General features: G+C 65.1%; 22 protein-coding genes and 1 pseudogene. 11 read left to right on the top strand and 12 right to left on the bottom strand.

Going from position 1 to position 24,401, the window contains the following annotated elements; all coding sequences use genetic code 11:
• Window positions 1-6: 6 nt before the first annotated feature.
• Window positions 7-312, bottom strand: coding sequence for a YebG family protein (locus PG896_RS01770; protein WP_010674755.1), 306 nt, complete (start codon window positions 310-312; stop codon window positions 7-9).
• A gap of 261 nt (window positions 313-573) precedes the next feature.
• Between PG896_RS01770 and PG896_RS01765 the strand changes: the two genes are divergently transcribed.
• The gene (locus tag PG896_RS01765) at window positions 574-822 is read left to right on the top strand and encodes a hypothetical protein (protein ID WP_442866191.1); all 249 of its coding nucleotides are present in this window, start codon (window positions 574-576) and stop codon (window positions 820-822) included.
• A gap of 842 nt (window positions 823-1,664) precedes the next feature.
• Window positions 1,665-1,979, top strand: coding sequence for a DUF736 domain-containing protein (locus PG896_RS01760; protein ID WP_047337397.1), 315 nt, complete (start codon window positions 1,665-1,667; stop codon window positions 1,977-1,979).
• Between the two features lie 71 nt (window positions 1,980-2,050).
• Here the strand turns inward: PG896_RS01760 and PG896_RS01755 are convergent, their stop codons facing one another.
• From PG896_RS01755 to PG896_RS01745, 3 genes are read right to left on the bottom strand one after another with little or no spacing between them, the layout of a single operon-like run.
• Window positions 2,051-3,070 carry a hypothetical protein gene (locus PG896_RS01755; protein WP_116326034.1) on the bottom strand — a complete coding sequence of 340 codons (1,020 nt, stop codon included), beginning with the start codon at window positions 3,068-3,070 and terminating at the stop codon, window positions 2,051-2,053.
• Entirely contained in the window at window positions 3,067-4,320 is a 1,254-nt protein-coding gene (locus PG896_RS01750) for a hypothetical protein (RefSeq protein WP_116326035.1), read from the bottom strand. The genes PG896_RS01755 and PG896_RS01750 overlap by 4 nt, the downstream gene beginning before the upstream one ends.
• The gene (locus PG896_RS01745) at window positions 4,313-4,645 is read right to left on the bottom strand and encodes a helix-turn-helix domain-containing protein (RefSeq protein ID WP_154211320.1); all 333 of its coding nucleotides are present in this window, start codon (window positions 4,643-4,645) and stop codon (window positions 4,313-4,315) included. Before PG896_RS01745 ends, PG896_RS01750 begins: the two co-directional genes overlap by 8 nt.
• Before the next feature lie 278 nt (window positions 4,646-4,923).
• On the opposite strand from PG896_RS01745, the gene PG896_RS01740 reads away from it, so the two are divergent.
• The 9 genes from PG896_RS01740 to PG896_RS01700 all read left to right on the top strand — a co-directional run bounded on the left by PG896_RS01740 (window position 4,924) and on the right by PG896_RS01700 (window position 12,598).
• A complete protein-coding gene (locus PG896_RS01740) occupies window positions 4,924-5,274 on the top strand; it encodes a DUF2958 domain-containing protein (RefSeq protein WP_047337399.1) in 351 nt (116 codons plus the stop codon).
• Window positions 5,275-5,622: 348 nt separating this feature from the next.
• Window positions 5,623-6,393 (top strand): DUF2285 domain-containing protein, encoded by a 771-nt coding sequence (locus PG896_RS01735; protein WP_047337400.1) that lies wholly within the window; start codon window positions 5,623-5,625, stop codon window positions 6,391-6,393.
• A gap of 111 nt (window positions 6,394-6,504) precedes the next feature.
• Entirely contained in the window at window positions 6,505-6,789 is a 285-nt protein-coding gene (locus PG896_RS01730; protein WP_011241663.1) for a helix-turn-helix transcriptional regulator, read from the top strand.
• A gap of 14 nt (window positions 6,790-6,803) precedes the next feature.
• A complete protein-coding gene (locus PG896_RS01725; protein WP_047337401.1) occupies window positions 6,804-7,661 on the top strand; it encodes a replication initiator protein A in 858 nt (285 codons plus the stop codon).
• 253 nt (window positions 7,662-7,914) lie between these two features.
• Window positions 7,915-8,553: a ParA family partition ATPase gene (gene parA, locus PG896_RS01720; RefSeq protein WP_116325961.1), complete on the top strand. Its 639-nt coding sequence runs from the start codon at window positions 7,915-7,917 to the stop codon at window positions 8,551-8,553.
• Window positions 8,550-8,813: a hypothetical protein gene (locus PG896_RS01715; RefSeq protein WP_047337411.1), complete on the top strand. Its 264-nt coding sequence runs from the start codon at window positions 8,550-8,552 to the stop codon at window positions 8,811-8,813. Before parA ends, PG896_RS01715 begins: the two co-directional genes overlap by 4 nt.
• A gap of 188 nt (window positions 8,814-9,001) precedes the next feature.
• Window positions 9,002-9,559 carry a DUF2840 domain-containing protein gene (locus PG896_RS01710; RefSeq protein ID WP_047337403.1) on the top strand — a complete coding sequence of 186 codons (558 nt, stop codon included), beginning with the start codon at window positions 9,002-9,004 and terminating at the stop codon, window positions 9,557-9,559.
• The gene (locus PG896_RS01705) at window positions 9,556-10,155 is read left to right on the top strand and encodes a S26 family signal peptidase (protein WP_116325962.1); all 600 of its coding nucleotides are present in this window, start codon (window positions 9,556-9,558) and stop codon (window positions 10,153-10,155) included. The genes PG896_RS01710 and PG896_RS01705 overlap by 4 nt, the downstream gene beginning before the upstream one ends.
• A gap of 448 nt (window positions 10,156-10,603) precedes the next feature.
• On the top strand, window positions 10,604-12,598 hold the full coding sequence (locus PG896_RS01700) for a relaxase/mobilization nuclease domain-containing protein (RefSeq protein ID WP_210538761.1): 1,995 nt from the start codon (window positions 10,604-10,606) through the stop codon (window positions 12,596-12,598).
• Window positions 12,599-12,604: 6 nt separating this feature from the next.
• On the opposite strand, the gene PG896_RS01695 is transcribed toward PG896_RS01700, so the two are convergent.
• The 8 genes and pseudogenes from PG896_RS01695 to PG896_RS01660 form a co-directional block, all read right to left on the bottom strand.
• The gene (locus tag PG896_RS01695) at window positions 12,605-12,871 is read right to left on the bottom strand and encodes a glutaredoxin family protein (protein ID WP_210538760.1); all 267 of its coding nucleotides are present in this window, start codon (window positions 12,869-12,871) and stop codon (window positions 12,605-12,607) included.
• A 10-nt stretch (window positions 12,872-12,881) separates the two neighbouring features.
• Complete coding sequence (copM, locus tag PG896_RS01690; protein ID WP_008786731.1) at window positions 12,882-13,580, bottom strand: CopM family metallochaperone; 699 nt, start codon at window positions 13,578-13,580, stop codon at window positions 12,882-12,884.
• A 224-nt stretch (window positions 13,581-13,804) separates the two neighbouring features.
• Window positions 13,805-15,001 carry an MFS transporter gene (locus PG896_RS01685; protein WP_210538759.1) on the bottom strand — a complete coding sequence of 399 codons (1,197 nt, stop codon included), beginning with the start codon at window positions 14,999-15,001 and terminating at the stop codon, window positions 13,805-13,807.
• 78 nt (window positions 15,002-15,079) lie between these two features.
• A pseudogene (locus PG896_RS01680) lies at window positions 15,080-15,412 on the bottom strand (MerR family transcriptional regulator); the annotation flags it as partial.
• Between the two features lie 90 nt (window positions 15,413-15,502).
• Window positions 15,503-17,008: an efflux transporter outer membrane subunit gene (locus tag PG896_RS01675; protein WP_270835329.1), complete on the bottom strand. Its 1,506-nt coding sequence runs from the start codon at window positions 17,006-17,008 to the stop codon at window positions 15,503-15,505.
• Between the two features lie 20 nt (window positions 17,009-17,028).
• Window positions 17,029-20,205: an efflux RND transporter permease subunit gene (locus tag PG896_RS01670; protein ID WP_270835328.1), complete on the bottom strand. Its 3,177-nt coding sequence runs from the start codon at window positions 20,203-20,205 to the stop codon at window positions 17,029-17,031.
• A complete protein-coding gene (locus PG896_RS01665) occupies window positions 20,202-21,482 on the bottom strand; it encodes an efflux RND transporter periplasmic adaptor subunit (RefSeq protein WP_234493403.1) in 1,281 nt (426 codons plus the stop codon). Before PG896_RS01665 ends, PG896_RS01670 begins: the two co-directional genes overlap by 4 nt.
• A gap of 137 nt (window positions 21,483-21,619) precedes the next feature.
• Window positions 21,620-24,334, bottom strand: coding sequence for a heavy metal translocating P-type ATPase (locus PG896_RS01660; protein ID WP_210538757.1), 2,715 nt, complete (start codon window positions 24,332-24,334; stop codon window positions 21,620-21,622).
• Window positions 24,335-24,401 lie beyond the last annotated feature (67 nt).

Below are 24,401 nucleotides of genomic sequence, written 5' to 3'. Positions count from 1 at the left end.
TTCGTCTCAAGCCACGCTCTTCAGGGGCTTCCCCTTTGGCAGTTCAGTATCCAGCTTGTCTTCTTTGGGGGAATTCCCCTGCCCTTTTCCACCGCGCAATACCTGCTGCAACTGATCCCGCTGCTCGGCCAGATAAAAGGCCAGACTCTCCTGCTGCTCCGGTGCAAGCGCGACCGGCGCACCCGCCAGCAGTGTCATCAGCTCATCGGCGGTGTCCAGCAGTTTGTCATAGGCATCCGCCTCTTTCTTGCTGGCAAAGGTCATCTTCTCCACTCCCCCACGTACCACAACATACTTGATCTCAACGGCCATCGCGGCGCCCTCCTGATGATAGTGATTGCAAGTATATGTACGTATATACAGTATTGCAAATACCCTCAGCATGGGGTTCTAGGGATTTTCCGTCCAAAAACGACAAAGTGCTCTGGAGGCCACGCCGTCCGCGGCCTCCAGAGGGGTATTACTTTTTTGGCGCTTCACATAGCCAGTCACAATAAATCAATCACTTAGCAGTCTGAATGTCGCATTTGGACGGAAAATCCCTAGAACCCCAATGAGGGTTATTTCCGGCATGTGCCGAAAGCCGCGATTCTGGAAGCCGTGGGCGAGTTTGCACCGGAGCATGTGACCCGGCTGGCGAAGTTGAAGAAGGCCGACAGTGCCAGCGAAGCCGAACGGCTGGCCGATGGCACCGGCTGGATGCCCGCCATCTTCCGCACCGAAGGCCCGCAAGAGGTAATGCCGGAAGCAGGCACGGAGCAGGACGGTACGGGAGAAGCTGCCGCCGTGGCGGATGAACCGGCCGAGGCATTGGCCGCGTGACCCTGCACCGCAGATAGGCGCTCCGGTTCCGACCGGGGCGCTTCATGCTGTCGAAACGAAGGACTCCCCCCATTCGCACCAGCTCCAGGCCGTTCCGCCTTGGAGCTGGCGGTCAAGAATCCGGGCGCGGCGGTAGCCGCGCTCGGATTCAAGGCCCAAGCCAAAACGCCCCTTCGCCGCCTTCGGGCAGGCGGCGAAGGGGCCGCGCACAAGCAGCCTTGTGCGCGAGAAACCCAAGAAGCCGGCAAGTGCGCCGGCGCATCGCGCCGCCGGTGCTTAGACAGCGCCCCGCTGCAATGGGCGAGGCTTGTAGGGCTACGCTCAGGTTTGCTGCGGCAGGTTGTGCGAAAGCGTGCCGTCCCCGACGCTGGCAGTTCGCTGCCTGGTCGTCACGAAGGACGGTTCACCGACACGCCGCACGGCCATGCCTATGGAGCTTCCACGCCACGCCTCAAGCACGTTGCCGCCTGCGACGGCAGGCGCGTTCTCGCCCTTGTCCTTGGTGGTTGGCCTTGCCCGCGTCAGGGCGCAAGCCGGTGAAGCCGTCGCGCGGGGATGCCGAGTCGGCCATGTCTCCATTCGGGGGCGGTCGGCCTGTACGTCCTTGTCTTGTTGTGAATCCTGGCGGGGGGGCGGCTGCGCCTTGGGCTTGATGGTCGCAACCTTCCAGCGAAAACAATTTCCCCTGCGCTGCGCGCATTCCTCGCGGGACAAATTCTTTTCGCTTCCAGGCTCTCCGCTGCGCTTCGACCGCAAGCGGTGCGGCCAGCCCATCCCCCGCCGGACGGATCACAACAAGGACGCACTGGCGCGACCTTGTTCAACCCGAAAGGAGAAACATCATGGCTAACATCGGCACCTTCATCGCAGAGAAAGACGGCTTCACCGGCACGCTCCGCACCCTGACGCTCAACGTCAAGGTCAAGCTGGTTCCCAACGACAAGGGCGACACCGAGAACGCCCCCGACTTCCACCTTCAGGCGGCCGGCCACGAGATCGGCGCGGCGTGGAAGAAAACCAGCCAGGCCGACCGTCCGTACCTGTCGGTTTCACTCGATGACCCTTCGTTCCCCGCGACGGTCTATGCCCGCCTGATCGAGAACGAGGACGGCACGCACGACCTGATCTGGTCGCGTAGCAAACCCAAGGCAGCCTGACGGCCGCCTACCGCGCCCCGCCCCTTGCGGCGGGGCATGGCATCTCTCAGTTCCAATCGCTCGCCTGCGCGTTAGGCGAGCGCAATCTTTCGATCTACGCCGCAAAAATCAGCGATCACTCCAACCACTGCCTGCGCCTGTGAAGGCAGCGCGGATGGCGTGGGAGCTTGGGGCGAAAAGGCTGCGGACTCTAACGCAAGGGCCACATCGAACGCCGCTGACCCCGTTAGGTTCCTGGCAAAGAACTCGGCCAACAGATCGGCTTTGACGTTACTGGCCTGTTGCTGAAGCTCCTGTTGCAGCGTATCAGCGAGGCCAGGTTGAGCCGCGACGCCCTCCACCAGTGCTGCCGCCATGCGACCGACCTTCTCCGTGAAAGCCTGCCCTGATACGCCGTAGCGTATTCCGCGTTCGATGATCTGACGGCGTTGCTCCTGATCCTCAGCAATGAATTCTCTGAGGATGAAGTCCATCGCGATCATGAAATGCGAGCATGAGGCATAGAAGAGTCTCCATGCCCGATTGCCGGAGGCGATTTGGGTCAACAAATATTCGATGTCTTCAAGCCAAGCGTTGCATCCGTCGAAGTTCAAGGAGTGAAGCAGGCGAGATTTGCTTTCCTCATACCTGCCACGCCAGTCACCACTCAATCGGCCTAGAGAGCCCGATTCAAGATCCGCAAGGAAGTCTTCCTCGGTGATGCGCTCTTTGTGGCTGCGTGCGCTATTAGTTAGTCGCGAAAGGAACTTACCATCCAATACCCGGACATTGTGTTGGAGGCCAAACTCGCGAACATCCGGCCTAGAATCTGTTGTCGCGACAATGCACGAGTCAAGACCTAGAACTGACTGCAGTCCCTTTGCCCAAAAAATGCGTTCGAGAGCCTGCGGTGTCTTCTTGTTCTTGATGTCGACGCAGATGCGTTCTCTGCTGAGAGGCGAATTGCGCGCATATAGCCACAGATCGACATCGGTTACATCAAATCGATGGAATGTAAACTTGATGCCTCTGGCAACATAGTAGCCAATGCTTAGGAAATAATTCCGCAGCGCTTCCTCGGCGGCAGAGCCCTTTAGTGGTTGACTTTTCATCTCTTGAGCCCGCCGGTTCGAATTTCTTGGAGCAGGTTGCGCGCCTTCAGTTTCACTGCCTCTGTGGCATTTTTCCGCTGCACTTCTCGATTCAATTCCGGCGCGACGTACTCAGTGATACGTGCACCAGGAATATGCGAAACGCTCTCGGCCGTTATGTCGCCATCTTCGATTACGGCGAGTGCAAGACGCCCCACTTCCGGCTTCAGGAGCCTCATGCTGAACATGCCGTTATCAGCAGGTGTCACGGCGACGACGCCTTTGAGCTCAAGGGCCTGATAGTCGCTTCCAATAGCGGTGGCGGGACCGACGCTATGGCCTGCGATCAGCTTATTCATGAGTGCCGAAACCATCTGGATACGGCCACGGTAATAGCTGCTGACGGTCATCCCGTAGGTGAGCGAGGCTACCAGCGCCTTGGCCAAATCCAACGCGTCGTCCGCAATGGAGTTGCTGAATTTGGAGAATGCAGCCGGACGGGTAACGAAGTAGCTCTTTCCCTGATCATTACCCACGACGCTGACATCGAATAGACCAATGGAGTGAAGGCGTGCGAAAAGATCCTGCCCGAGAATCCTGTTGACCGTCTCCAATGGTAGGCAGCCTGTTTCTTGAAGCTTCTGATTCACTTCTGTCAGAAGCGCAGCCTCGGGGGCTTTCAAGGTTGATAGAATTGCATTGACCTTCCGCGCATCATCGCGCCGGAACAGGTTGCCATTGAAAAGTAATTTCTCTTGAGCCGAGATCGGCTCAGAGTCAAAGAAGCCGATGTTGGTCGCAAGATCCAGCGTATCGCCGACTTCCTTGCGTGAAAGCTTCAAATTATCGGAAACGACCTCGGCGATAGCTTTGTCCGTCGTGGGCGTCTCGGAGGCAATCTCTGATACGAAGATTACGGCTTCTTCATGTGCCTCGTGGCTGCTTTCATCGAAAATTCTGGATGTGTGCTCGAGCACGCTATGTCCAGTCAAACCGAGGACTTCCACCCCCCCGCTGCCCGGCAGGATTAGCTTTTGTCGCGCGAGTTCGGCAACGATTGCAGGGAGTTCCGTTTTGGGGCTGATGTGGTTGGCACGTGCGAGGGCTTCTAGGCGTTGTTGCGTGACAACGCTTTGCCTTTCCGCGGAGATTGCGGACAACAACGTGCCACTTTTCCCAGCGAAGGCGATCGAGTCAAAATCTTGGTTCGTTGTTGCTTGAAGTTTTCTTGCGTGGTGCAGCAACCACGCGCCTTGGGTCTTCTTATCCATGAACATCCCGTTGCTTGATAGATAGCAGCTCTTGTTCTATTTGCTTAAGCACACGCCTTACCTTGTCCATGTCGTCGCCTGCATAGGCCAGAGTCAGCAACGTGAGCGGATGCACGTCCATGACCTTGCACAGTTCGGTCAGCTTGTGCATGGTCGGGCTTTTCAAGTCGCGCTCCAGCGAACTCATGTAGGTACGGCTGGACACGTCGGAGAACGCTTCCTGGCTCAAGCCGCGCGCCTTCCTGACTGTCCGTATCGCCGTCGCCAATGAGTGTTTCGCTGCCACCAACTTGGTTTCCCCTAGAAAACCAAGATGACAGCTCATTGCACCCAATAGGGCTACAATCTATAGTATTCATTCCTGCTGAGCAATCCGCCTCATGCTTTTACGGAAATCCGCAACTGCGGATTTAGCCGGAGCCAGAGAGTTACTTCCGTGCCTTTCCTGACCCTCACAATTGCGCTTCTGCGTTTCTGTGCATGTACGGATTCGATGGCTTGCGCCTTCGTGCTTTCCCGCCAAAGCACGCAGCCGCTTCAGCGGTTCCGCGCTTCGGTGGAAAAGCGTACCCGTGCATCTTCGGATGCGTGGGGATTCGGGGCATGACCCAGCCGCTCGTCACCGCTGAACAGCGGGCGCAACTGCTCGCCGTCGGCGCGGCACGCACCGCTGGCCGGAGCATCGACCCGATGCCGGCGGTGCGACTGTTCACCCCTGACGCGCACGCCACCTGGCTGCTAGCCGCGCTTGACCCGGACGACGGTGATACGGCCTGGGGACTGATCGACCTGGGTATCGGCCTGCCGACGTTGGGAACGGTGAAGCTATCCGATCTGGCATCCATCGTCGGGCCGAGCCAGCATCCGGTGATGCGTGATCTCTACTTTCTGGCAGAGCGCCCGCTGTCGGAGTACGTCCGACGGGCGCAGGAGAACGGCTCGATCACGGATTGAGCGGCCACGAAGACAGAGAAGGCCGAGCCAAGGCGAGCACATTGTGACTATTTCGGTCTTGGTCAAGACCGAATAGATCTTGCTCGGCTTTATTGCACGAAATCGGTGCGTGCCTGACCGAAACAGACATGATCTTTGGCGCGGGTTTCGGCACGGTGCCTGATGCTGACTCCGATTTTCTGGCGTTTCAGCCGTCGCATCGAGACGATTTTCGCAATGCTTCGGAGCCAATCGGTCTTGACACCTGCCACATCAGTTCACCCCGACCCGATGACAGCTTGATGGCGATTCGATAGCTCCGTACGGCGAAATCCGTGGCGACGTTCCTGCTACACGGGAGGTTGCGTCATGGCCGAAGCGAGCGCCGAGCATTGGTATCCCACCGCCGCCTATCTCTACACACTGCACCTCGACGGCCCGGCACTGGCCTGGGAGTACCTGCGACGGAATCCCGATTACCGCCGCGACTGGCTGCGCCGTCGTCGCCGGCCGGACGCGGCGCAGGCTTGGGGCCTGCGCCTGCTGGAAGATCCCGCCCTGGATGCGCGGGACGCGCATCCGGCCTGGTTCCCCGATCACGATGCCGTGGTGCAGCTTCTTCCCGATGCCGATCCACCGCCCGAAGCCGCTGTCTTCGAATTCTGGCGCGTGCCTGGCCGCAAGCAACTGATCCACGATGGCAAGCGCCTGGTGCTGGTGTCGCACTGGCCCGGCTGCTGCTTGCGGCTCGCACTTGCGCCCGGCCTGGAAGACGGCATGGCGTATCTCTACGCCACCCGTGCTTGCGCCGCGCCTTGCGCGCGCTATCGCACGCTGGCGGCCGAGCTGGATGCGCTGTCCGCCGCGACCGTGGCCGCGCCTGCGGCAGCGGCCCGCTCCCGGCCTACGCCGTCCGCGGTGCTGGAGCTACACAGCTTGCAGGCGCTCGACGCGACCCTGGCGGGCGCATCCTTACGCGAGGTGGCCGAAGGACTGTTCGGCACCGATATCGTCGTGGCCGATTGGCACAAGGACAGCGCCTTGCGCGCCCGCGTGCGCCGGCTGGTGCGGCGTGGCGAGGCGTTGATGCGCGGCGGCTATCGCAGCCTGGCGCAGCTTCCGCCAGTTGCATCGCAGTAAGGGGGACGTTTTGCAGTCCCTGCAATTCGTCCCTTAGCAGGAAGCCCGGATTTCTCGAAAGTGCCTCTATCCGGTCGCGTGGTGTGGCCGGGCTTGATGGAGGACCATCCCATGCGACCCGCTCCCTTGCGGCCTGCCGCCGCTGCTGTCGCTGCGCCCGCGCAGCCCCAACGCTACCTGACCAACGACGAAGCCGCCGACTACCTGCGCCTTTCGCCGCGCACGCTGGAAAAGCAGCGCGTGATCGGCGGCGGGCCGAAATTCCGCAAGTTCGGCCGCCGCGTCATGTACGCGGTGTCCGACCTCGACGCCTGGGCCGATGCGCGCAGCTACGCGGCTACGTCCGATCCCGAGTACGCCGAGCGCCACGCGGGCGACTACCGTGATGGTCGCTGACCTTCGGCGCGTGGATGGCCTTCGCCATGCCCAGCCCGCCAGGGCAAGCCTTGCCGCAGCGCGAACAACTCGACCTGTTCCGCGCGCTGCCGGGCGACATGGCGCCGCGCGACAGCCAGGACTTGATGGCCTTTCCGTTCTTTTCGCTCGCCAAGTCGCGGCGCACAACGCCGATCGACTTTCGCACTGGCGGTATCACCATCCGCGTGGAAGGCACGCAGGAGCATGGCATCGCCACGATCTGGGATGCCGACATCCTGATCTGGGCCGCCAGCCAGATCGTGGAAGCCCGCGATGCGGGCATACCGACCTCGCGGCTGATGCAGGTGCGCCCCTACGAGATCCTGCGCTTCATCGGGCGCGGTACGTCGCTGCGCGACTACCAGCGCCTGAAAGCGGCGCTCGACCGGCTGCAATCGACCACGGTGGCCACGTCCATCCGCGAAACCACGGGAAGGCGTTTGCACCGCTTCTCGTGGATCAACGAGTGGAAGGAACTGGCCGATGCCAGCGGCACGCCGCTGGGCATCGAACTGATCCTGCCGGACTGGTTCTATGCGGGCGTGGTGGACGCGGCCCTGGTGCTGACCATCGACCCGACGTATTTCCGGCTCACCGGTGGCATCGAACGCTGGCTGTACCGATTGGTGCGCAAGCATGGCGGGCGGCAAGAACACGGCTGGCAATTCGACTTTCAGCACCTGTACCGCAAGTCGGGCAGCGTAGCGCGCTTCTACGACTTCGCCGCCGATTTGCGCGCCCTGGTGGCGCGGCAATCGTTGCCCGGCTACGTCTTGGGCATCGAGCGGATGCCTGGCGAGAAAACCGAGCTGCTGACCTTCCGGCCCGTGCTGCCTACGGCACGGGGATAAGTGCGGGAAAACCTGTGGATTCACTCGTGCTATCAGGCAACAGGAGGCTCGTGCTATCAGGCAACACATCCTCGTGCTATCAGGCACAAAAATCGGCTGAAAACCCGCGCCATTGCTGGCTTTGCGCGCCCTCTAACATACCTAACAAGAAATACATAACTTTTAGTAGAAGCGCGCCGCTTCGGTGGACAACTGCGAAACGGCACCACGCGCAACAGCCAAAGCCCGGCTTTCCAACCCGGAGGGCCGCGCCATGATCGTCGCGCTGCTCAACCAGAAAGGCGGTGTCGGAAAGACCACGCTCGCCACGCACCTCGCGGGCGAACTCGCGCTGCGCGGCCAGCACGTCATCCTGCTGGATGCCGACCCGCAGGGTTCTTCGCTGGACTGGACGCAGCGCAGAAGCCAGCAGGGCTTGCCACGGCTGTTCAGCGTCGTGGGCCTCGCCCGCGAAACGCTGCATCAGGAAGCGCCGGAGCTGGCCCGCCGCGCCGATCACGTCATCATCGACGGCCCGCCGCGCATCGCCGCCTTGGCGCGCTCCGCGCTGCTGGCGGCCGAGCGCGTGCTGATCCCGGTGCAGCCCAGCCCCTACGACCTGTGGGCCAGCGCCGAGATGGTGGCGCTGATCCGCGAGGCGCAGGTGTTCCGGCCTGCACTGCGCGCGGCCTTCGTCATCAACCGGCGCGTCAGCACCACCATCACCGGCAGGGAAGCGCGGCAGTCGCTGGCCGAACAGCCGCTGCCGGCGCTGCGTAGCGAAGTACGTCAGCGCATCGTCTTCGCCGACAGCGTGGCCGCTGGCCGGCTCGCCCGCGAGACGGCACCCGACAGCGTCGCCACCCGCGAGATTGCCGCGCTCGCCGATGAACTGCTGCGGTGGCCGACATGAGCAGCCCGCGCAGCAAGCGCGTTGGCATCGGCGCACGTCCGCCCGCGAATCCGCACGCCGAGGCGTGGATTCGCCAGGGCGATGCCGGTGCGCTCAACAAGGGCGACCTCTACACCGCACGCCTGACGCTCGACGTGACGCCCGCGCTCCGCGCGCGCATCAAGATCGCCGCCTTTGGCCAGGGCGTGACCGTGGCCGAACTGCTGCGCGGCCTGCTGGAGCGCGAGTTTCCCGACAAGCGCCTGGAGAACCCGCCATGAACGCATCCGCCTTGCCTGCCGCTCACGCGGCGACGGCTGCACCGGCTGCTGCGCGGCCTGCTGGAGCGCGAGTTTCCCGACAAGCGCCTGGAGAACCCGCCATGAACGCATCCGCCTTGCCTGCCGNNCCCGCTGCTGCGCGGCCTGCTGGAGCGCGAGTTTCCCGACAAGCGCCTGGAGAACCCGCCATGAACGCATCCGCCTTGCCTGCCGCTCACGCGGCGACGGCTGCACCGGCTGCTGCGCCGCCGCCTTCGCTTTCGGCACTCGCCGGCCAGGCCGGCAGCGTGCCGCTGACTCGCGTATCGCTCGCTTACATCGAACCGCGCTTCAAGCTCTACCTGCGCTTCGGTGAGCCGGCGCGCACGCTGCGGCTCGACCGCTGGCGGCGCTGCGCGGTGTTCCTGCCGCGAGCCATGTTCTGCCGCGTGCGCTGGGAGGCCAACGACTACGGCACGATCCGCTGGCAGCTCATGGTGATGCAAGCCGCCACGCCGCTGGACGACATGCAGCGCATCCCCGGCGTGCGGCCGGGCGCACGCCTGCTGCTGCACGCCGAAGGCGAGAACGCGGTGCGTTCCGTGCTGGAATGCATCGACGGCATCGACGCGCAAGGCATCGCCGCCATCGATGTGTCGCCCGCGTACTGGCGCACGCTGGGCAACCGTCTGGCGGCCCGTCTGCCGCTGCCCGAATACACCGCCGAGCGGTACGCCGCCTGGCTGGCCGGGAGGGCGCTGCCATGACGACCCAATCCACCACCGCGCGCACGCACGAAGCCGCGCCGCATCCTCGCTCGCGCCTGCGCGCTCGCATCGTGCTGGCGTGCTTCGCCGCCGTCGGCCTCGCTGCGCTGGCCTGGGCGGCTTTCGTGTCGCCGCTGCCGCGTCTGACCTACAACCCGTCCGACAGCGTGGCGGTCGGTTGGTATCGCATCGAGCCGTTCGACCCGCGCACCGCCTCGCTGCCACGTCCGTTGTCCGTGGACAGCATCGTGCTGGTGCCGCTGCCCGATAGGGCCGCCATGCTGGCTGCGCATCGCGGCTACCTGCCGATGCGCGTGCCGCTGCTCAAACGTGTGGGCGCGGTCGCGCCGCAACACGTTTGCATCGTCGCCGGGCAGGTAAGCATCGACGGCGTGCCTGCGGCCGCCGCGCTGCCTGCCGACCGGCTGGGCCGGCCGCTGCCATCCTTGCAGCTTTGCCGCCGCCTCGAACCGGGCGAGCTGTTCCTGTTGAGCGTGACCAATCCGGCGTCGTTCGACAGCCGCTATTTCGGGCCGGTCAGTGCGTCCGCCGTGATCGGCGTCGCGCATCCGGTCTGGCTGGAGACAAGCCCATGATGGCCGCCGATTCGCAGCACGTTGCCGTGCCTCTCATCGTGCCATCGGGCAAGTCGTTCCGGCTGCTGCAGCCGTGTCGTCGCGCGTGCAGCGCGAGCGCATCCGCGCCGCGCTTCGCGCAACATCCGGCGCAGCCGTCCAACGTGCAGGCGTCTTGCCTCGAACGCGCCCAGCCTGCGGCCATTGGCGCGTTCGCCGGCGGGCTGGCTGCTGGTGCAGCAGCGCCGCCGGGCCGCCGACGCCCGGAGCGACAGCGAAGGGCAAAGGCGGAAGGCAAGACAAAAGGACGCGGCACCGGGCCGCGTCGAAAACCAGTCTGCACATGGGGGTTGCGCGGCACGGAGCGGCTTCGCCGCCGTGCCGCTTGTGGCGCGAAGCCCGCGCCGATGCGGGCATGTCTGCGTGCTTCGCACGACCGGACACGCCAGAGCTTGCAAGGAACGCGGCCATGACCGACCGCCGCGATGACGATTTCCGCATCCGCCCCAGCGCCCCGAAGAACCGGGGCCAGGGCTTCGTCTCCAAGGTGCTCAAGCAGGCAGGCAAGGTCAGCAGCGGCAAGTCGTCGGTGCGTCGTCCTGGCGTTGCCAGCGGCTCCGCGAGGGGCACGGGCCAGCGGCCCGGCTCGCGCCTTGGTCGCGGCCACACGGCGGCGCGCTTCGCCGGGGCGAAGCTGACGCCCATGTCGCGGCGCGTGACCATCAAGACGCTACTGGTCAACCAGCGCCAAGCCAGCCCGCAGTCGCTCGCCAAGCACCTGCGCTACATCGAGCGCGACGGCGTGGGCCGCGACGGCGAGCCGGGCCAAGCCTACGGGCCGCAGACAGACGTGGCCGATCTCGACGCCTTCAAGGAACGCTGCGCCGACGACCGGCACCATTTCCGCTTCATCCTCTCGCCCGAGGATGGCGCGGAGCTGGAAGACCTGCGCACCTACACGCGGCACCTCATGGGCCGCATGGAGGCCGACCTGGGTACGGGCCTCGATTGGGTGGCCGTGAACCACTGGAACACCGACAACCCGCACACGCACATCGTCGTGCGCGGGCGCGACGACACCGGCAAAGACCTCATCATCGCGGGCGACTACATCGCCGATGGCTTCCGCTATCGCGCCGCCGAGCTGGCGACCGAATGGCTGGGGCCGCGCACCGAACTGGAGATCCAGCAGACCTTGCAGCGTGAGGTGGAGCAAGAGCGGTGGACGAGCCTGGATCGCACCCTCAAGCGTGAGATAGGCGAGGCCGGCGGCGATGGCCTGGTGCGCGTCGAAAGGTTCAACGCCCCCCGCTTGCAGCGCCAACGCCTGATGCTAATCGGCCGCCTGCAACACTTGCAGCGCCTGGGCCTGGCCGACGAGACGCAGCCCGGCACCTGGGCCATCCATGCCGATGCGGAAAAGACATTGCGCGCGCAGGGCGAGCGCGGCGACATCATCCGCACCGTGCAGCGGGCCATGCGCGGCGAGCCGCGCGAGCTGGCCGTGTTCGAGCCGGGGGACGATGGCCGAACCATCCTCGGCCGTGTGGCCGCGAAGGGGCTGGCCGACGAGCTGCGCGACCGGGGCTATCTGGTCATCGACGGGGTGGACGGCAAGGCCCATTACGTCGCGCTCAACGCCCGCGACGAGCTGGCGAACTACCCGAGCGGCGCCGTGGTGGAGGTGAAAGGCTCGGCCGACGTGCGCGCAGCCGACAAGAACATCGCCGCGCTGGCGAGCGATGGCCTGTACCGCACTGACCATCACCTGGCGATCGGGCAGGGCCGGGCCAAGGCCGGACGCGACCCGCAAGAAGTCGTCGCCGCCCACATCCGCCGGCTGGAGGCCCTGCGTCGGGCCGGCATTGTGGAGCGCGTTGCCGAAGGGCTATGGAAGGTGCCGGACGACCTGGCCGAGCGTGGCCGCCAGTACGACGCGCAGCGCCTGGGCGGCGTGGCCGTGGAGCTGAAATCGCACTTGCCCATCGAGCGGCAGGCCCGCGTGATCGGGGCCACGTGGCTCGACCAGCAGTTGATCGGCGGCGGCTCGGGCCTGGGCGACCTGGGCTTTGGTGGCGAGGCCAAACAGGCCATGCAACAGCGCGCCGACTTCCTGGCCGAACAGGGGCTGGCCGAGCGGCGCGGGCAGCGCGTGATCCTGGCGCGCAACCTGCTGGGCACACTGCGCAACCGGGAACTGGCACAGGCCGCGAAGGGCATTGCCGCTGAAACCGGCCTGGAGCATCGCCCGGTGGCCGACGGGCAGCGCGTGGCTGGCATCTACCGGCGCAGCGTCATGCTCGCCAGCGGGCGCTACGCGATGCTGGACGACGGCATGGGATTCAGCTTGGTGCCGTGGCGGCCGGTGATCGAGCAGCGGCTGGGGCAGCATATCGCCGCCGTGGTGCGCGGTGGCGGCGTATCTTGGGAGCTTGGACGGCAGCGCGGGCCAAGTATTTCTTGAGACCCTTCATCTACTTTTCGAACGGCCGAGCGCCTTCATCAGCCCCGGCTTCTGGCTCGCAAAGGTGCCATAGAAGACCTCATTACCGATGAGCGTGATCGGAGCCACGCGCACGCCGGTTCGTGACTTGGCTTCCGCAGAAATCTTCGGGTCGGTCAGGTCGCGTTCTTCAAACACGATGCTCTGCTGGGACAGCCACTCCTTCAGCACCCGACAGTCCGGGCAGGCTGGAGTGCTATAGATGATGATGCGCGGGGTGCTGGCTTGGTTCATGGTCGTGCCTTCACTTTCCCCGAGCGGCAAGCCAGCTCTTCATCATGGCGATCTCTCCTTCCTGCGCAGAGATAACCTCCTGAGCCAACTCGCGGACCTCCGGGTCCTTGCCGTACTGCAACGCCACCTTGGCCATGTCGATCGCGCCCTGGTGATGCGGGATCATGCCGCGCATAAAGTCCACATCGGCATCGCCGCTGAAGTCAATCATCATGTCGGCGTGCATGCGGTCATTGCCGGCACGGTAGGCGGTCGTCGAGGCGTCGCCCGAGCTGCCGGTCGCCGCCTGTTGGCCGCGTTCTCCAAGCCACTTATTCATCATGGCGATCTCGCCTTCCTGCGCAGAGATAACCTCCTCAGCCAACTTGCGGACCTCCGGGTCCTTGCCGTACTGCAACGCCACCTTGGCCATGTCGATCGCGCCCTGGTGGTGCGGGATCATGCCGCGCATGAAATCGACGTCGGCGTTGCCAGTGAACTGCGCTCCCATCCCCGCGTGCATCTGGTCGTTCACGGCGCGATACGCGGTCGTGGAAGGGCTGTCATTGGCCGAGGCGCTGGAGGGCATCGCGTGCCCTTGGTGATCTCCGCTCGCATTGGCCTGCATCACTTCACCCGACGGGACCACCTTCTTCTGAACGGCCATCAGGCCGATGGCGACCACGACGGCGCCCGCAATGAACAACAGGCTGAACTTGTTGACTCTCATGAAAAACTCCTTGAATGAGATTGATGGAGTCACTGTAGGGCTTCCCATTGTTGGAAGGTCAAGCCCCTCATTTCGCCGTTGATGCCGATGAAGACCCTCGGCGCAAGATCCAGTCCTTCACTTCCGCCGCCTACGACAACGCGCTGTCGAAGCTGCAGCGGTGGAAGCAGGTGATGTAGCGCCTGAGGCGACCGCTAGATGGAACACCTCCCGCATCGGCCCGATCAGCCCGGACCTAGCCGCACCGGCTTTCGCGCGGTCTGCCACAGCAGCGGCACCAAGATCAGCGCCAGGGCCGGGAAGATCATCCAGTTGACCGCCTGCCAGCCCGAGCTGTGCAGGATCGATCCCGCGAGGAACGACACGGCCGCCGTGGCGGCGAAGACGAAGAAATCGTTCATGCCCTGCGCCTTGCTGCGCTCGGCCGGGGTGTGGCAATCGGTGACCACCGCCGTCGCGCCGATGAAACTGAAATTCCAGCCGATGCCCAGCAGCGCCAGCGAGCCCCAGAAGTGGGACAGGCCGAGCCCGCCCAGGGCCACCACCCCAGAGGCGGCGAGCAGCACCATGCCGACGGCGGTCACGCGCTCCTTGCCGTAGCGCACCATCAGTCGTCCGGTGAAGAAGCTCGGCCCGAACATCGCCAGCAAGTGCCACTGGATGCCCAGGGCGGCGTTGTCCACCGAATGTCCATGGTTGACCATCGCTACAGGTGCGGCGGTCATCACGAACGCCATCACCCCATAGGACACCACGCCCGCAGCCACGGCCAGCAGATAGCGCGGCATCGCCAAGAGCTGCAGCACCGTCCGACCGCTATCGGCGACTGCTTCGGCCTGGGTCTGGCGCGGCGTGCGCAGCATGAGCAGGATCGGCAAGGCGATCAGCGGCAACAGCGCCTGGCTGAGGAAGCTGCCGACGTAGGGCGTGCCCGCTACCGCGTCGCGTGTGAAGATCACCAACTGCGGCCCGATGATAGCGCCCGCGAGGCCGCCCACCATGACCCAGGAAATGGCCTTGGCCTTGAGTGCGTCCTCGGCGGTGTCGGCAGCTGCGAAGCGGTAGCTCTGCACATACGCGCTGTAGAAGCCTGCCAGGAAGGTGCCGGCGCAGAAGATCCAGAACGACGCCAGCATGATGCCCAGTGCGGCGATCAGGCCCGAGGCTACGCCGAAGCCGACCCCGACCACGTATCCGTTACGGCGGCCATGGCGTCGCATGATGAACGCTGCGGGCAAGGTGCCGATGGCAAGGCCCAGGCCAAACAGGCTCACGGGCAACGTGATCCAGGCCGAATCGTTGGCAAGCTGCTGGCCGACCAGCCCACCCAGCGACATCACGATGGGCGCGCTGGCGCCGCCGAGCGCCTGCGCGGCGGTGAGAACACCGATGTTTCGGCGCGTGATGTTCGGGTCGGTCATGGCGTCTTTCTTATTCGTTTGTCTGGCCGGAAATATTACACGAATGAATATATATTCAGTTATAAGGCCATGCGATGCTCACGAGCCATCGCGAGCCGGTCCATCCTCGGAAGCCGCCCCGTGCAAGGCCAAGCCGAGCAGGTGCTCTTTCACCTGGATCAGTTGCTCCATACGTTCCTCGACACAGGCGAGATGGCCTTGGACAGCCTGCCTTAGCAGTTCAGGTTCCAGCAACCCCTCATGTGCCCAACTCAGCAGACGGCGCACGTCATCCAGGCCGATCCCCGACGCACGGTAGTTGCGAATCAGGTGAAGCCGTTCGACATGCGCCGGGCCATAGCGCCGATAGTTGTTGCGTGACCGCTCCGGGGCTTGCAACAGGCCCTCCCGCTCGTAGAAACGAATGTTCTCCGGGGGGTGCCCGTCAAGCGCGCAAGCTCACCGATTCTCATCCAGTTCTCCGTGCGCAACGATGGGGAACGCCACCGTTGCGCATAGCCTTTATCCCGGCGACCGGGTGGATGATTGCGCGGTGGAGCCCGATTGCACCGTATGCTCAGTCCAGCCGCCACCCAGCGCCTTGTAAAGGTGGATGAGGTTGTTCAGCCGCGTCAGGCGCGTGCGCACCAGGGTCTGCTGCGCACCGTACTGTGTGCGTTGCGCGTCGAGCAAGGTAAGGTTGTCGTCCACGCCTTCTTGAAAACGCTGCCCGGCCAGCTCGTAGGCCTTTTGACTCGCGGCCACCAGGAGTTGCTCCGAGCGGATCTGCTCATCGAGTGTGCGCTTGCCCGCCAAGCCGTCGGCCACCTCTGCGAAAGCCGCCTGAATAGACTTCTCGTAGTTGGCGATCTCTATCCTCTTTTGTACCTGTGCCATGTCCAGGCTGGCGCGCAATGCGCCGCCGCGGAAGATGGGCAGCGTGAGCTGCGGCAGAAAGCTCCAGGCCCGCGAGCCCGAATCGAACAGGCCGTCGAGCGAGGCGCTGGCCGTGCCGGCCGAACCCGTGAGGCTGATCGTTGGGAAGAATGCTGCCCGCGCCGCGCCGATGTTGGCGTTGGAACCGATCAGCATCTGCTCGGCAGCGCGGATGTCAGGACGGCGCGCGAGTAGTTCCGACGGTAAACCGCTTGGTAGATCGGTTGGCACGATGTTGTCGGGTAGCACCACAGCCTCGTCCAACTGTCGGGAAAGCTCGGGCGTCAGCGGCTGGCCCAGCAGCAGTACCAGCGCGTTGCGGTCCCTGGCCGCCTGTCGCGTGTAAGCAGCATGATTGGCCTCGGCGGTGCGCAGCGCGATCTCCACGAGGCGCAGGTCGAGCTGAGTGGAGTTGCCAGCTTCCACCAGTTGGGTCGTCAGGTCGTAGGAGAGCTTCTGTGTGGCGAGGGTGTCGCTTGTCAGGCGCAGCAGCTCCTGGTCGGCAAGTAGCGTGAGGTAAGCGCCGGCCACCTCGGACACCAAGCTCATCTGCGTAGCGATGCGGGTCTCGTCGAGGGCCAAGTAGGGCGCCAGCGCTCGGTCGTTAAGGCTGCGGATGCGGCCCCACAGGTCCAGTTCCCAGGCGGCCGCCACCCCGGCCACGTCGTAGCGCCTGAGCACCTCGCTTTGCCCCGTGGTGCTGAGGTCGGCCGGTACACGTTCTGACGCGCCGCTGGCGGAAACGCCCAGGTTTGGCAGCACCTCGGCGCGCTGGATGCGGTACAGCGCCTGCGCCGCTTCGACGTTGAGCGCGGCCTTGCGCATGTCGCGGTTGTTCTCCAACGAGATGCCGATCAACTGCAGCAGCAGCGGGTCGCGGAAGAAGTCCCGCCAGCCGATCTCGGCCGTGATCGCGTCGTCGGGCGTCGCGACCGCCGGTTCCACATAGGCCGCGCCGGAAGGATACGCTGTGTCGATCGGCGCTACGGGCCGGTCATATTTCGGTGCCATGGAGCAGCCAGCCAGTGCCGCCGCGAGGACGAGCGGCGCCAGCATCTTGGCGGATCGTTTGAGTGTGAAAGATGTCTTCATGTCGTATGTCCTCCTGGCCGTCACGCCTGCTGGTCGGTCATGCCGACATGGGCATGGCGCGCTTCGCGGCGCAGCGCCAGCTTACGCACCACAACGTAGAACACCGGCGTCAGCACCAGGCCGAATACCGTCACGCCCAGCATGCCGGCGAACACCGCGATGCCCATGGCGTGGCGCATCTCGGCGCCCGCACCGCTGGCCAGCACCAGCGGCACCACGCCAGCGATGAAGGCGAACGACGTCATCAAGATCGGGCGCAGCCGCAAGCGCGCGGCTTCGAGCACGGCTGCCAGCGGATCGGCCCCTTCGCTTTCCTTCGCGCGGGCGAACTCCACGATCAGGATCGCGTTCTTGGTAGCCAGGCCGACCAGCACCACGAAACCGATCTGCGTGAAGATGTTGTTGTCGCCCCCAGAGAGCCAGACGCCGGCGATCGCCGAGAGCAGCGCCATGGGTGCAATCAGCAGCACAGCGAACGGCAGCGACCAACTGTTGTACTGGGCCGCCAGGAACAGGAAGGCGAGCAGCACCGCCAGCGCGAAGATGTAGATCGCCGTGTTGCCAACCCGTTTTTCCTGGAAAGTCAGGTCCGTCCATTCGTAGGTCATACCGTCCGGCAGCGATTCGCTCACGATCTTCTCAATCGCGGCGGTGGCCTGGCCGGACGAGTAGCCCGGCGCTGGCCCGCCGCTGATGTCGGCCGAGGGAAAGCCGTTGTAATGCATCACCCGGTCGGGGCCGGAACTGCGCTCGATGGTCGCGATCGCGCTCAGCGGGATCATGTCGCCCGCTGCATTGCGCACCTTGAGCATGCCTATGTCCTCAGCCTGCATGCGGAACTGCGCATCGGCCTGGGCCATGACCCGGTAGGTGCGACCGAAGCGGTTGAAGTCGTTGACGTAGAGCGAGCCAAGGTTGACCTGCAGGGTGTCGAACACCTCGGTCAGCGATACGCCCTGCGACTTGGCCTTCACCCGGTCGATGTCCACCTGCAACTGCGGCGCATTGGTCTGGAAGCTGGCGAGCATGTTCGCCAGCTCGGGCGCCTGCATGGCCTTGCCCATGATCTGGCCCTGTGCCTGCGCAAGCGCCTCGGGACCCAGGCCCGCCCGGTCCTCGATCTGCAGCTTGAAGCCGCCCATCGAACCCAGGCCCGGCACCGGCGGCGGCGGGAAGATGCCAACGAAGCCGTCCGGGATCTGGCTGAACTTGCCCATGAGCTTGCCCTGGATGGCGAAGGCCGACAGCGACGGGTCCTTGCGCTCATCGAAGGGCTTGAGCATGGCGAACATCAGCGCGGTGTTCGGCTGGTTCACCGGTCCATTGACCGACAGGCCCGGGAAGGCCACCACGCTCTCGACGCCCGGCTCAGCCAGTGCGATCTTGGTCATCTCCTTGACGACCGCCTCGGTGCGATCCAGCGAGGCGCCGGTCGGAAGCTGGGCGATGCCCACGAGATAGTACTTGTCCTGGGCCGGCACGAAGCCCGCAGGCACCTTGTGGAAGCCCAGCCAGGTCAGGCCCAGGAAGCCGACGTAGAGCAGCAGCACGATGGCGCTGCCGCGCACCGCGCGGCGCACGCCCCCGACGTAGGAATTCGAGGCGCGATCGAAGAAGCGGTTGAAGCGGCGGAAGAAGCCGCCGAACACGCCGTCGATGATGCGCGTGAGACGATCGGGCTTGGCCGCGCCGTGGTGCGGCTTGAGCAGGATGGCGGCCAGCGCTGGCGACAGCGTAAGCGAGTTGATCGCCGACAGGATGGTCGAGAACGCGATGGTCAGCGCGAACTGGCGATAGAACTCGCCCTGCAGCCCCGACAGGAACGCCGAGGGGATGAAGACCGCTGCCAGCACCGAGGTGATGGCCAGGATCGGGCCAGTCACTTCATCCATCGCCTTGCGCGCCGCATCCTTGGGCGATTCGCCCAGCGCCATGTGGCGCTCCACGTTCTCCACCACCACGATGGCGTCATCCACCACGATGCCGATGGAGAGCACGAGGCCAAACAGCGACAGCGTGTTCAGCGAGAAGCCGAACATGTGCATCACCGCGAACGTGCCGACCAGCGAGACCGGCACGGCGATCAGTGGAATGATCGACGCGCGCCAAGATTGCAGGAACAGCACCACCACGATCACCACCAGGAGGATGGCCTCCAGCAGCGTGACGGCGACGGACTGGAGCGAGGCGCGCACGAAGACTGTGGGGTCGTAGGCGATCTTGTACTCGATGCCTTCGGGGAACTTGGCCTGCAGCCGCTCCATCGTCGCGCGCACCGCGCTGGACGTGTCCAGGGCATTGGAGCCGGGCGTCATCAGGATTTGCAGGCCGACCGCGTTCTCGCCGTCGAGCTGGCCGCGCATGGTGTAGTTGTCCGAGCCCAGTTCCAGGCGTGCGACGTCGCGCAGGCGGGTCACCTGGCCGTTGGCGCCGGCCTTGATCACGATGTCGCCGAACTGCTCTTCGGTGGTCAGGCGCCCCAGCGCATTGACGCTGACCTGGAAGGCGGCCGACGCATTCGGCTGCTGGCCGATCGAGCCGGCTGCGACCTGCACGTTCTGCTCGCGGATGGCGGCGACCACATCGCTGGCGGTCATGCCCCGCGATGCGACCTTCTCGGGGTCGAGCCAGACGCGCATTGCGTACTCGCCTTCACCGCCGATGATCACGTTGGCGATGCCCGGCAGGCGCGCCAGTTCGTCGCGCACGTTGAGCATCGCGTAGTTGGACACGTACAGCGGGTCGTAGCGGTCCCCCGGCGAGAGCATATGCACCACCATGAGAATATCGGGCGCGGTCTTGTCGGTGACCACGCCGATGCGCTGGACCTCGGGCGGCAACCGGGGCAGCGCGCGTGAGACGCGGTTCTGCACCTGGATCTGCGCGACGTCGGGGTCGATGTGCTGCTCGAACGAGATGGTCAGCACCATCCGCCCGTCCGTGGACATCTGGGACTGCATGTACATCATGCCTTCCACGCCGTTGACCGCCTGCTCCAGCGGCGATGCCACGGTGTCGGCGATCACCTGCGGGTTGGCGCCGGGATAGCTGGCGGTGACCTGCACCGTCGGCGGCGTGACCTGGGGGTACTCGCTCAGGGGGAGCTGGAAATAGCTGATCGCGCCCGCGATCAGCATCAGCACCGACAGGACGATGGCGAAGATCGGCCGGTTGATGAAGAAGCGGGGGAAATTCATTTGCGGGCCTCCGCCGAGCCGGCCGCGCCGTCAGCCTTGGCGGGGTCCGCGCCACCGGCCTTGGCAGGCGCCGCAGCGGGAGCCGGAGCGTTTGCCGCAGCCTTGGTCGCGCCGGTCGCGCCGGCGGCCGGTGCCGCGGGCGCCTGCATGGGCACCATGCGCGGCGTGACCGCCATGCCGGGGCGCACGAGGCCCTTGATGATGATCTTCTCACCGGCCTGCAGGCCGCCGTTGATGACGCGCAGCCCGTCCACCACCGGCCCCAGTTCGATGGGCCGGTACTGGGCCTGGTTGTTCTCGCCCACGACCAGCACGTAGTTGCGCCCTTGGTCGGTGCCCACGGCCTGATCGTCGATCAGGACGGCCTCGCGCGCCGCGCCGGTGGACAGCTTGGCCCGGGCGAACATGCCGGGTGCCATGCGCCCATCCGGGTTGGGCACAACGGCGCGCGCGCGGATCGTGCCGGTGCTTCGGTCAATGGTGTTGCCCACGAAGTCGAGCGCGCCCCTGTGCGGGAAACCCTTGTCCGTGGTCAGCCCGACCTGCACGGGCAGCGAAGCCTTGCTACCGGCGCCCGCAGCGGGCCGCGAGCGGCTGACGACGTTGAGATAGGTGGCCTCATCAATGTCGAAGTACACGTGCAACGGGTCGATGGATACGATCGTGGTCAGCAGCGTGGCCGCGCCGGCGCCGCCACCGCTGACCAAGTTGCCCTCGGTCACGAGCACGCGGTCGACGCGCCCGGCGATGGGCGCAGTGACGCGGGCGTAGGACAGGTCCAGCTGAGCCGCAGCAACGGCGGCCTTAGCCGCCTGCACCTGAGCCTGGCGCGCGTTGCGTGCGGAGGCGGCATCGTCATAGGTCTTGCGCGCGACGGCGCCGGTCGCCACCAGGCGCTCGGCGCGGTCAAAGTCGGCCTGGGCCTGGCTGGCCAGCACCTCGGCCTGACGCAGTTGCGCCACGGCCGTGTCGAGCGCAACCTGGAACGGCCTCGGGTCGATCTGGAACAGCAGTTGGCCCTTGCGCACGAGGCTACCTTCGGGAACGCTCACCGCATCGACGGCGCCGCCGACCCGCGAGCGCAGCTCGACGGTCTTGGGCGCGGCCAGGAAGCCGGTGTACTCGGCCGATGGCGCGACCGTGCGGGTAATGACCTCGGCCACGGGCACCTGCGGCGCCATCGGCGCGCCCGCCGGGGGCGCCGCGGCCTTGCCCTCGTCCTTGGCGTCGCGGGCAGCGATCGCTATCCCCCCGACGGCTGCGATGACGCCTGCCACCACAATGATTCTGTTTTTTTACGCATGGAAGTGACCCTTTCTTGGATGCAGAACTCCGGCCCTTCCGAAGCGCTCTGCAGACATTTGTGTGGAGGCTAGGCGTTACAACGACGGCAAGGTCAAGCCCTCTTGTTGCCTCAGCGGGCAGACGGCACGGACAAGGTGGTGGGACGCCCGGCGTCGTCGCCGTGGTTGGCCTCCGGCGCGCCCTTGAAGCGCAGCAGGCGCAGTGCGTTCAGCGTGACCAGGGCCGTGGCGCCGGTGTCGGCCAGCACGGCAACCCACAAGCCGGTGATACCCAACACGGTGGTGACCAGGAACAAGCCCTTGAGGCCAATGGCGAATACGACGTTTTGGTGAATGTTGGCCATCGTCGCCCGCGACAGGGCCACCAGGTGGGCCACGTCCGTGACGCGGCTCTTGAGCAGCGCGGCATCGGCGGTTTCCAGCGCCACGTCCGTGCCGCCGCCCATGGCGATACCCACGTCGGCGGTCGCCAGGGCCGGCGCGTCGTTGATGCCGTCGCCGACCATCGCCACCTTGGCATCACGCTTCATCTCGTTGACCAAGCGCAGCTTGTCCTGCGGCAGCAGCTCGGCCTCCCACTCGATGCCCAGCTTGCCGGCGATCGCCTGCGCGGTGCGGCGGTTGTCGCCGGTCAGCATGACCGAGCGCACGCCCATGGCGTTGAGCTGGGCCACGCCTTCGCGCGCGTCGCGGCGGGGCTCGTCGCGCAGGGCCAGCAGGCCCAGAACGTTCTTGCTGGCTTCGTCGAACAGGACCACCACGGTCTTGCCGCCATCCTCCAGCTTGTCGATTTCCCTGCGGTGCGCGGCTGTCAGCGTGGCCGTCTGTTCCGCATGGGCGGGCGATCCGACAGCGAGCGCACTGCCGTTCACGGTGGCGCGCACCGCCTTGCCGGCAATGGCCGATGCGCCCGTGGCCTGGGGAATCGCCACGTCCAGGCTCTTGGCATGGGCGACAATGGCCTTCGCCAAGGGATGGTTTGAGCCGGACTCGACAGCGGCGGCAAGCGCAAGGACCTGTTGATGCTTGAACAGCCCGAAGGGCAGGACCTCGGTGATGCGCGGCTTGCCCTCGGTCAGCGTGCCAGTCTTGTCGAAGGCAATGGCGCGCACGCGGCCGATGGTTTCCAACGCGTTGCCACCCTTGATCAGCAGGCCCCGTCGCGTGGCCACCGCAAGGCCCGAGGCGATGGCCGCCGGTGTGGAGAGCACCAGCGCACATGGGCAGGCAATCAACAGCAGTGCGAGGCCGCGGTACAGCCAGGTACCCCAGTCGCCACCCATGGCAAGTGGCGGAACCACCACGATCAACGCCGCGATGGCCATGACGGCAGGGGTGTAGTAGCGGCTGAACTTTTCGATGAAGCGAGCCGTGGGCGCCTTGGAGGACTGCGCCTGCTCCACCAGTTGGATGATGCGAGAAATGGTGTTGTCCGATGCCGTCTTCTCGACTTGTACTTCGAGCACGCCATCGACGTTGATGGAGCCGGCGAACACGTCGGCACCGATAGCCTTTTGACGCGGTACGGACTCGCCGGTGATAGGCGACTCGTCCAGGCTGCTTTCACCGCGGAGGATCTTGCCGTCCGCAGGCACCCGGTCACCAGGGCGCACCAGCACGCGGTCGCTCACGCGCAGGGAAGCGGCGGGCACTTCGCGCTGCCCGCCCGCGGCATCGAGCAGTACCGCCGTCTTAGGCACCAGGGAGGCCAGCGCCTTGATGCCGGCGCGCGCGCGGCCGGCGGCCACGCTTTCCAGCAGCTCGCCGATCGCGAACAGGAACACCACGGCAGCAGCTTCCTCGGCCTCGCCTATCACGAGCGCGCCCAGCGAGGCGACGACCATCAGCGTTTCGATAGAGAACGGCGAGCCTGACACAGCCAGCGCGAAGGCTTTGCGAGCGAACGGCAGCACGCCCGCGATCACCGCAGCGGCGAAGATCCATTCAGCGTAGCCAGGAACGAACTGCGCGATCGCGTAGGCCGAGCCCATCAGGCCGCCCAGGCCCAGCACGTGCTTGCCTTTCTTCGTCTGCCACCAGCGCTGATGGCGCGCCGTCGATGCTGCTGCTGGGGCCGCGGGTGCTGAGCCATCATGGCGGCGCACGTCGGAGACGCCGAAGCCCAGGCTCTTGATGGTCTTCTCGATGTGGCCGAGCTGCGTGGGGCCGCCAGACGCGAGCGTCAATTCCAGCGTTTCTGCGGTGAAGTTTATGCGGGCATCGGACACGCCATCCATGCGAGCGAGCGCCGTTTCGATCTTGCCGACGCAACTGGCGCAGTCCATGCCCTCGACGCGCATGGACACGTTGGGGGGCGTGCTGGGTGCTCCACGGGAGGCAGAGGCCGGCGCATGGTCATGCCCGCTGCAGGCCCCGTGATCGTGACCGTGGTCATGGGCATGGGCATGGCCGTGAGCATGGCCATGCCCATGGTCATCACCGCACGCTTTGCCGTGCGAATGATCGTGCCCGTGGTCGTGGGCATGCCCATGGTCATGGTGGCCGCCGCAGCCGGCGTGGTCATGCGCGTGGGCCGCATGGCGCGGTGCAGGTGCTGCGGACATTTCGGACGCGGGCAGTGCCTGCACGTCGAAGCCCAGGGACCGGATTTTCTTGGCAATGTCGCGTGCAGTATTTCGGCTACTTGTGCTGCGCGTCAACGTCAGCGTCTCATTTGTAAAATTAACCTGTACATTTGATACGCCATCAATTCGACCAAGCGCTGTTTCAATCTTGCCGACGCAACTGGCGCAATCCATACCTTCGACCCGAAAGCCCAGTTGTTCGTCCTGCGCTCCTGTGCCGTCCAATGTTTCCAAAGACATATCAATCTCCTGGTTCTCTGAGTAATCGCCGTGGCAGGACGCACAAATCAGCGATCGGAATGTTATG

This window comes from Aeromonas sp. QDB30 (assembly GCF_027707645.1).
Taxonomy (GTDB): Bacteria; Pseudomonadota; Gammaproteobacteria; order Enterobacterales; family Aeromonadaceae; genus Aeromonas; species Aeromonas caviae.
This window is presented reverse-complemented; position numbering and strand designations above follow the sequence as displayed.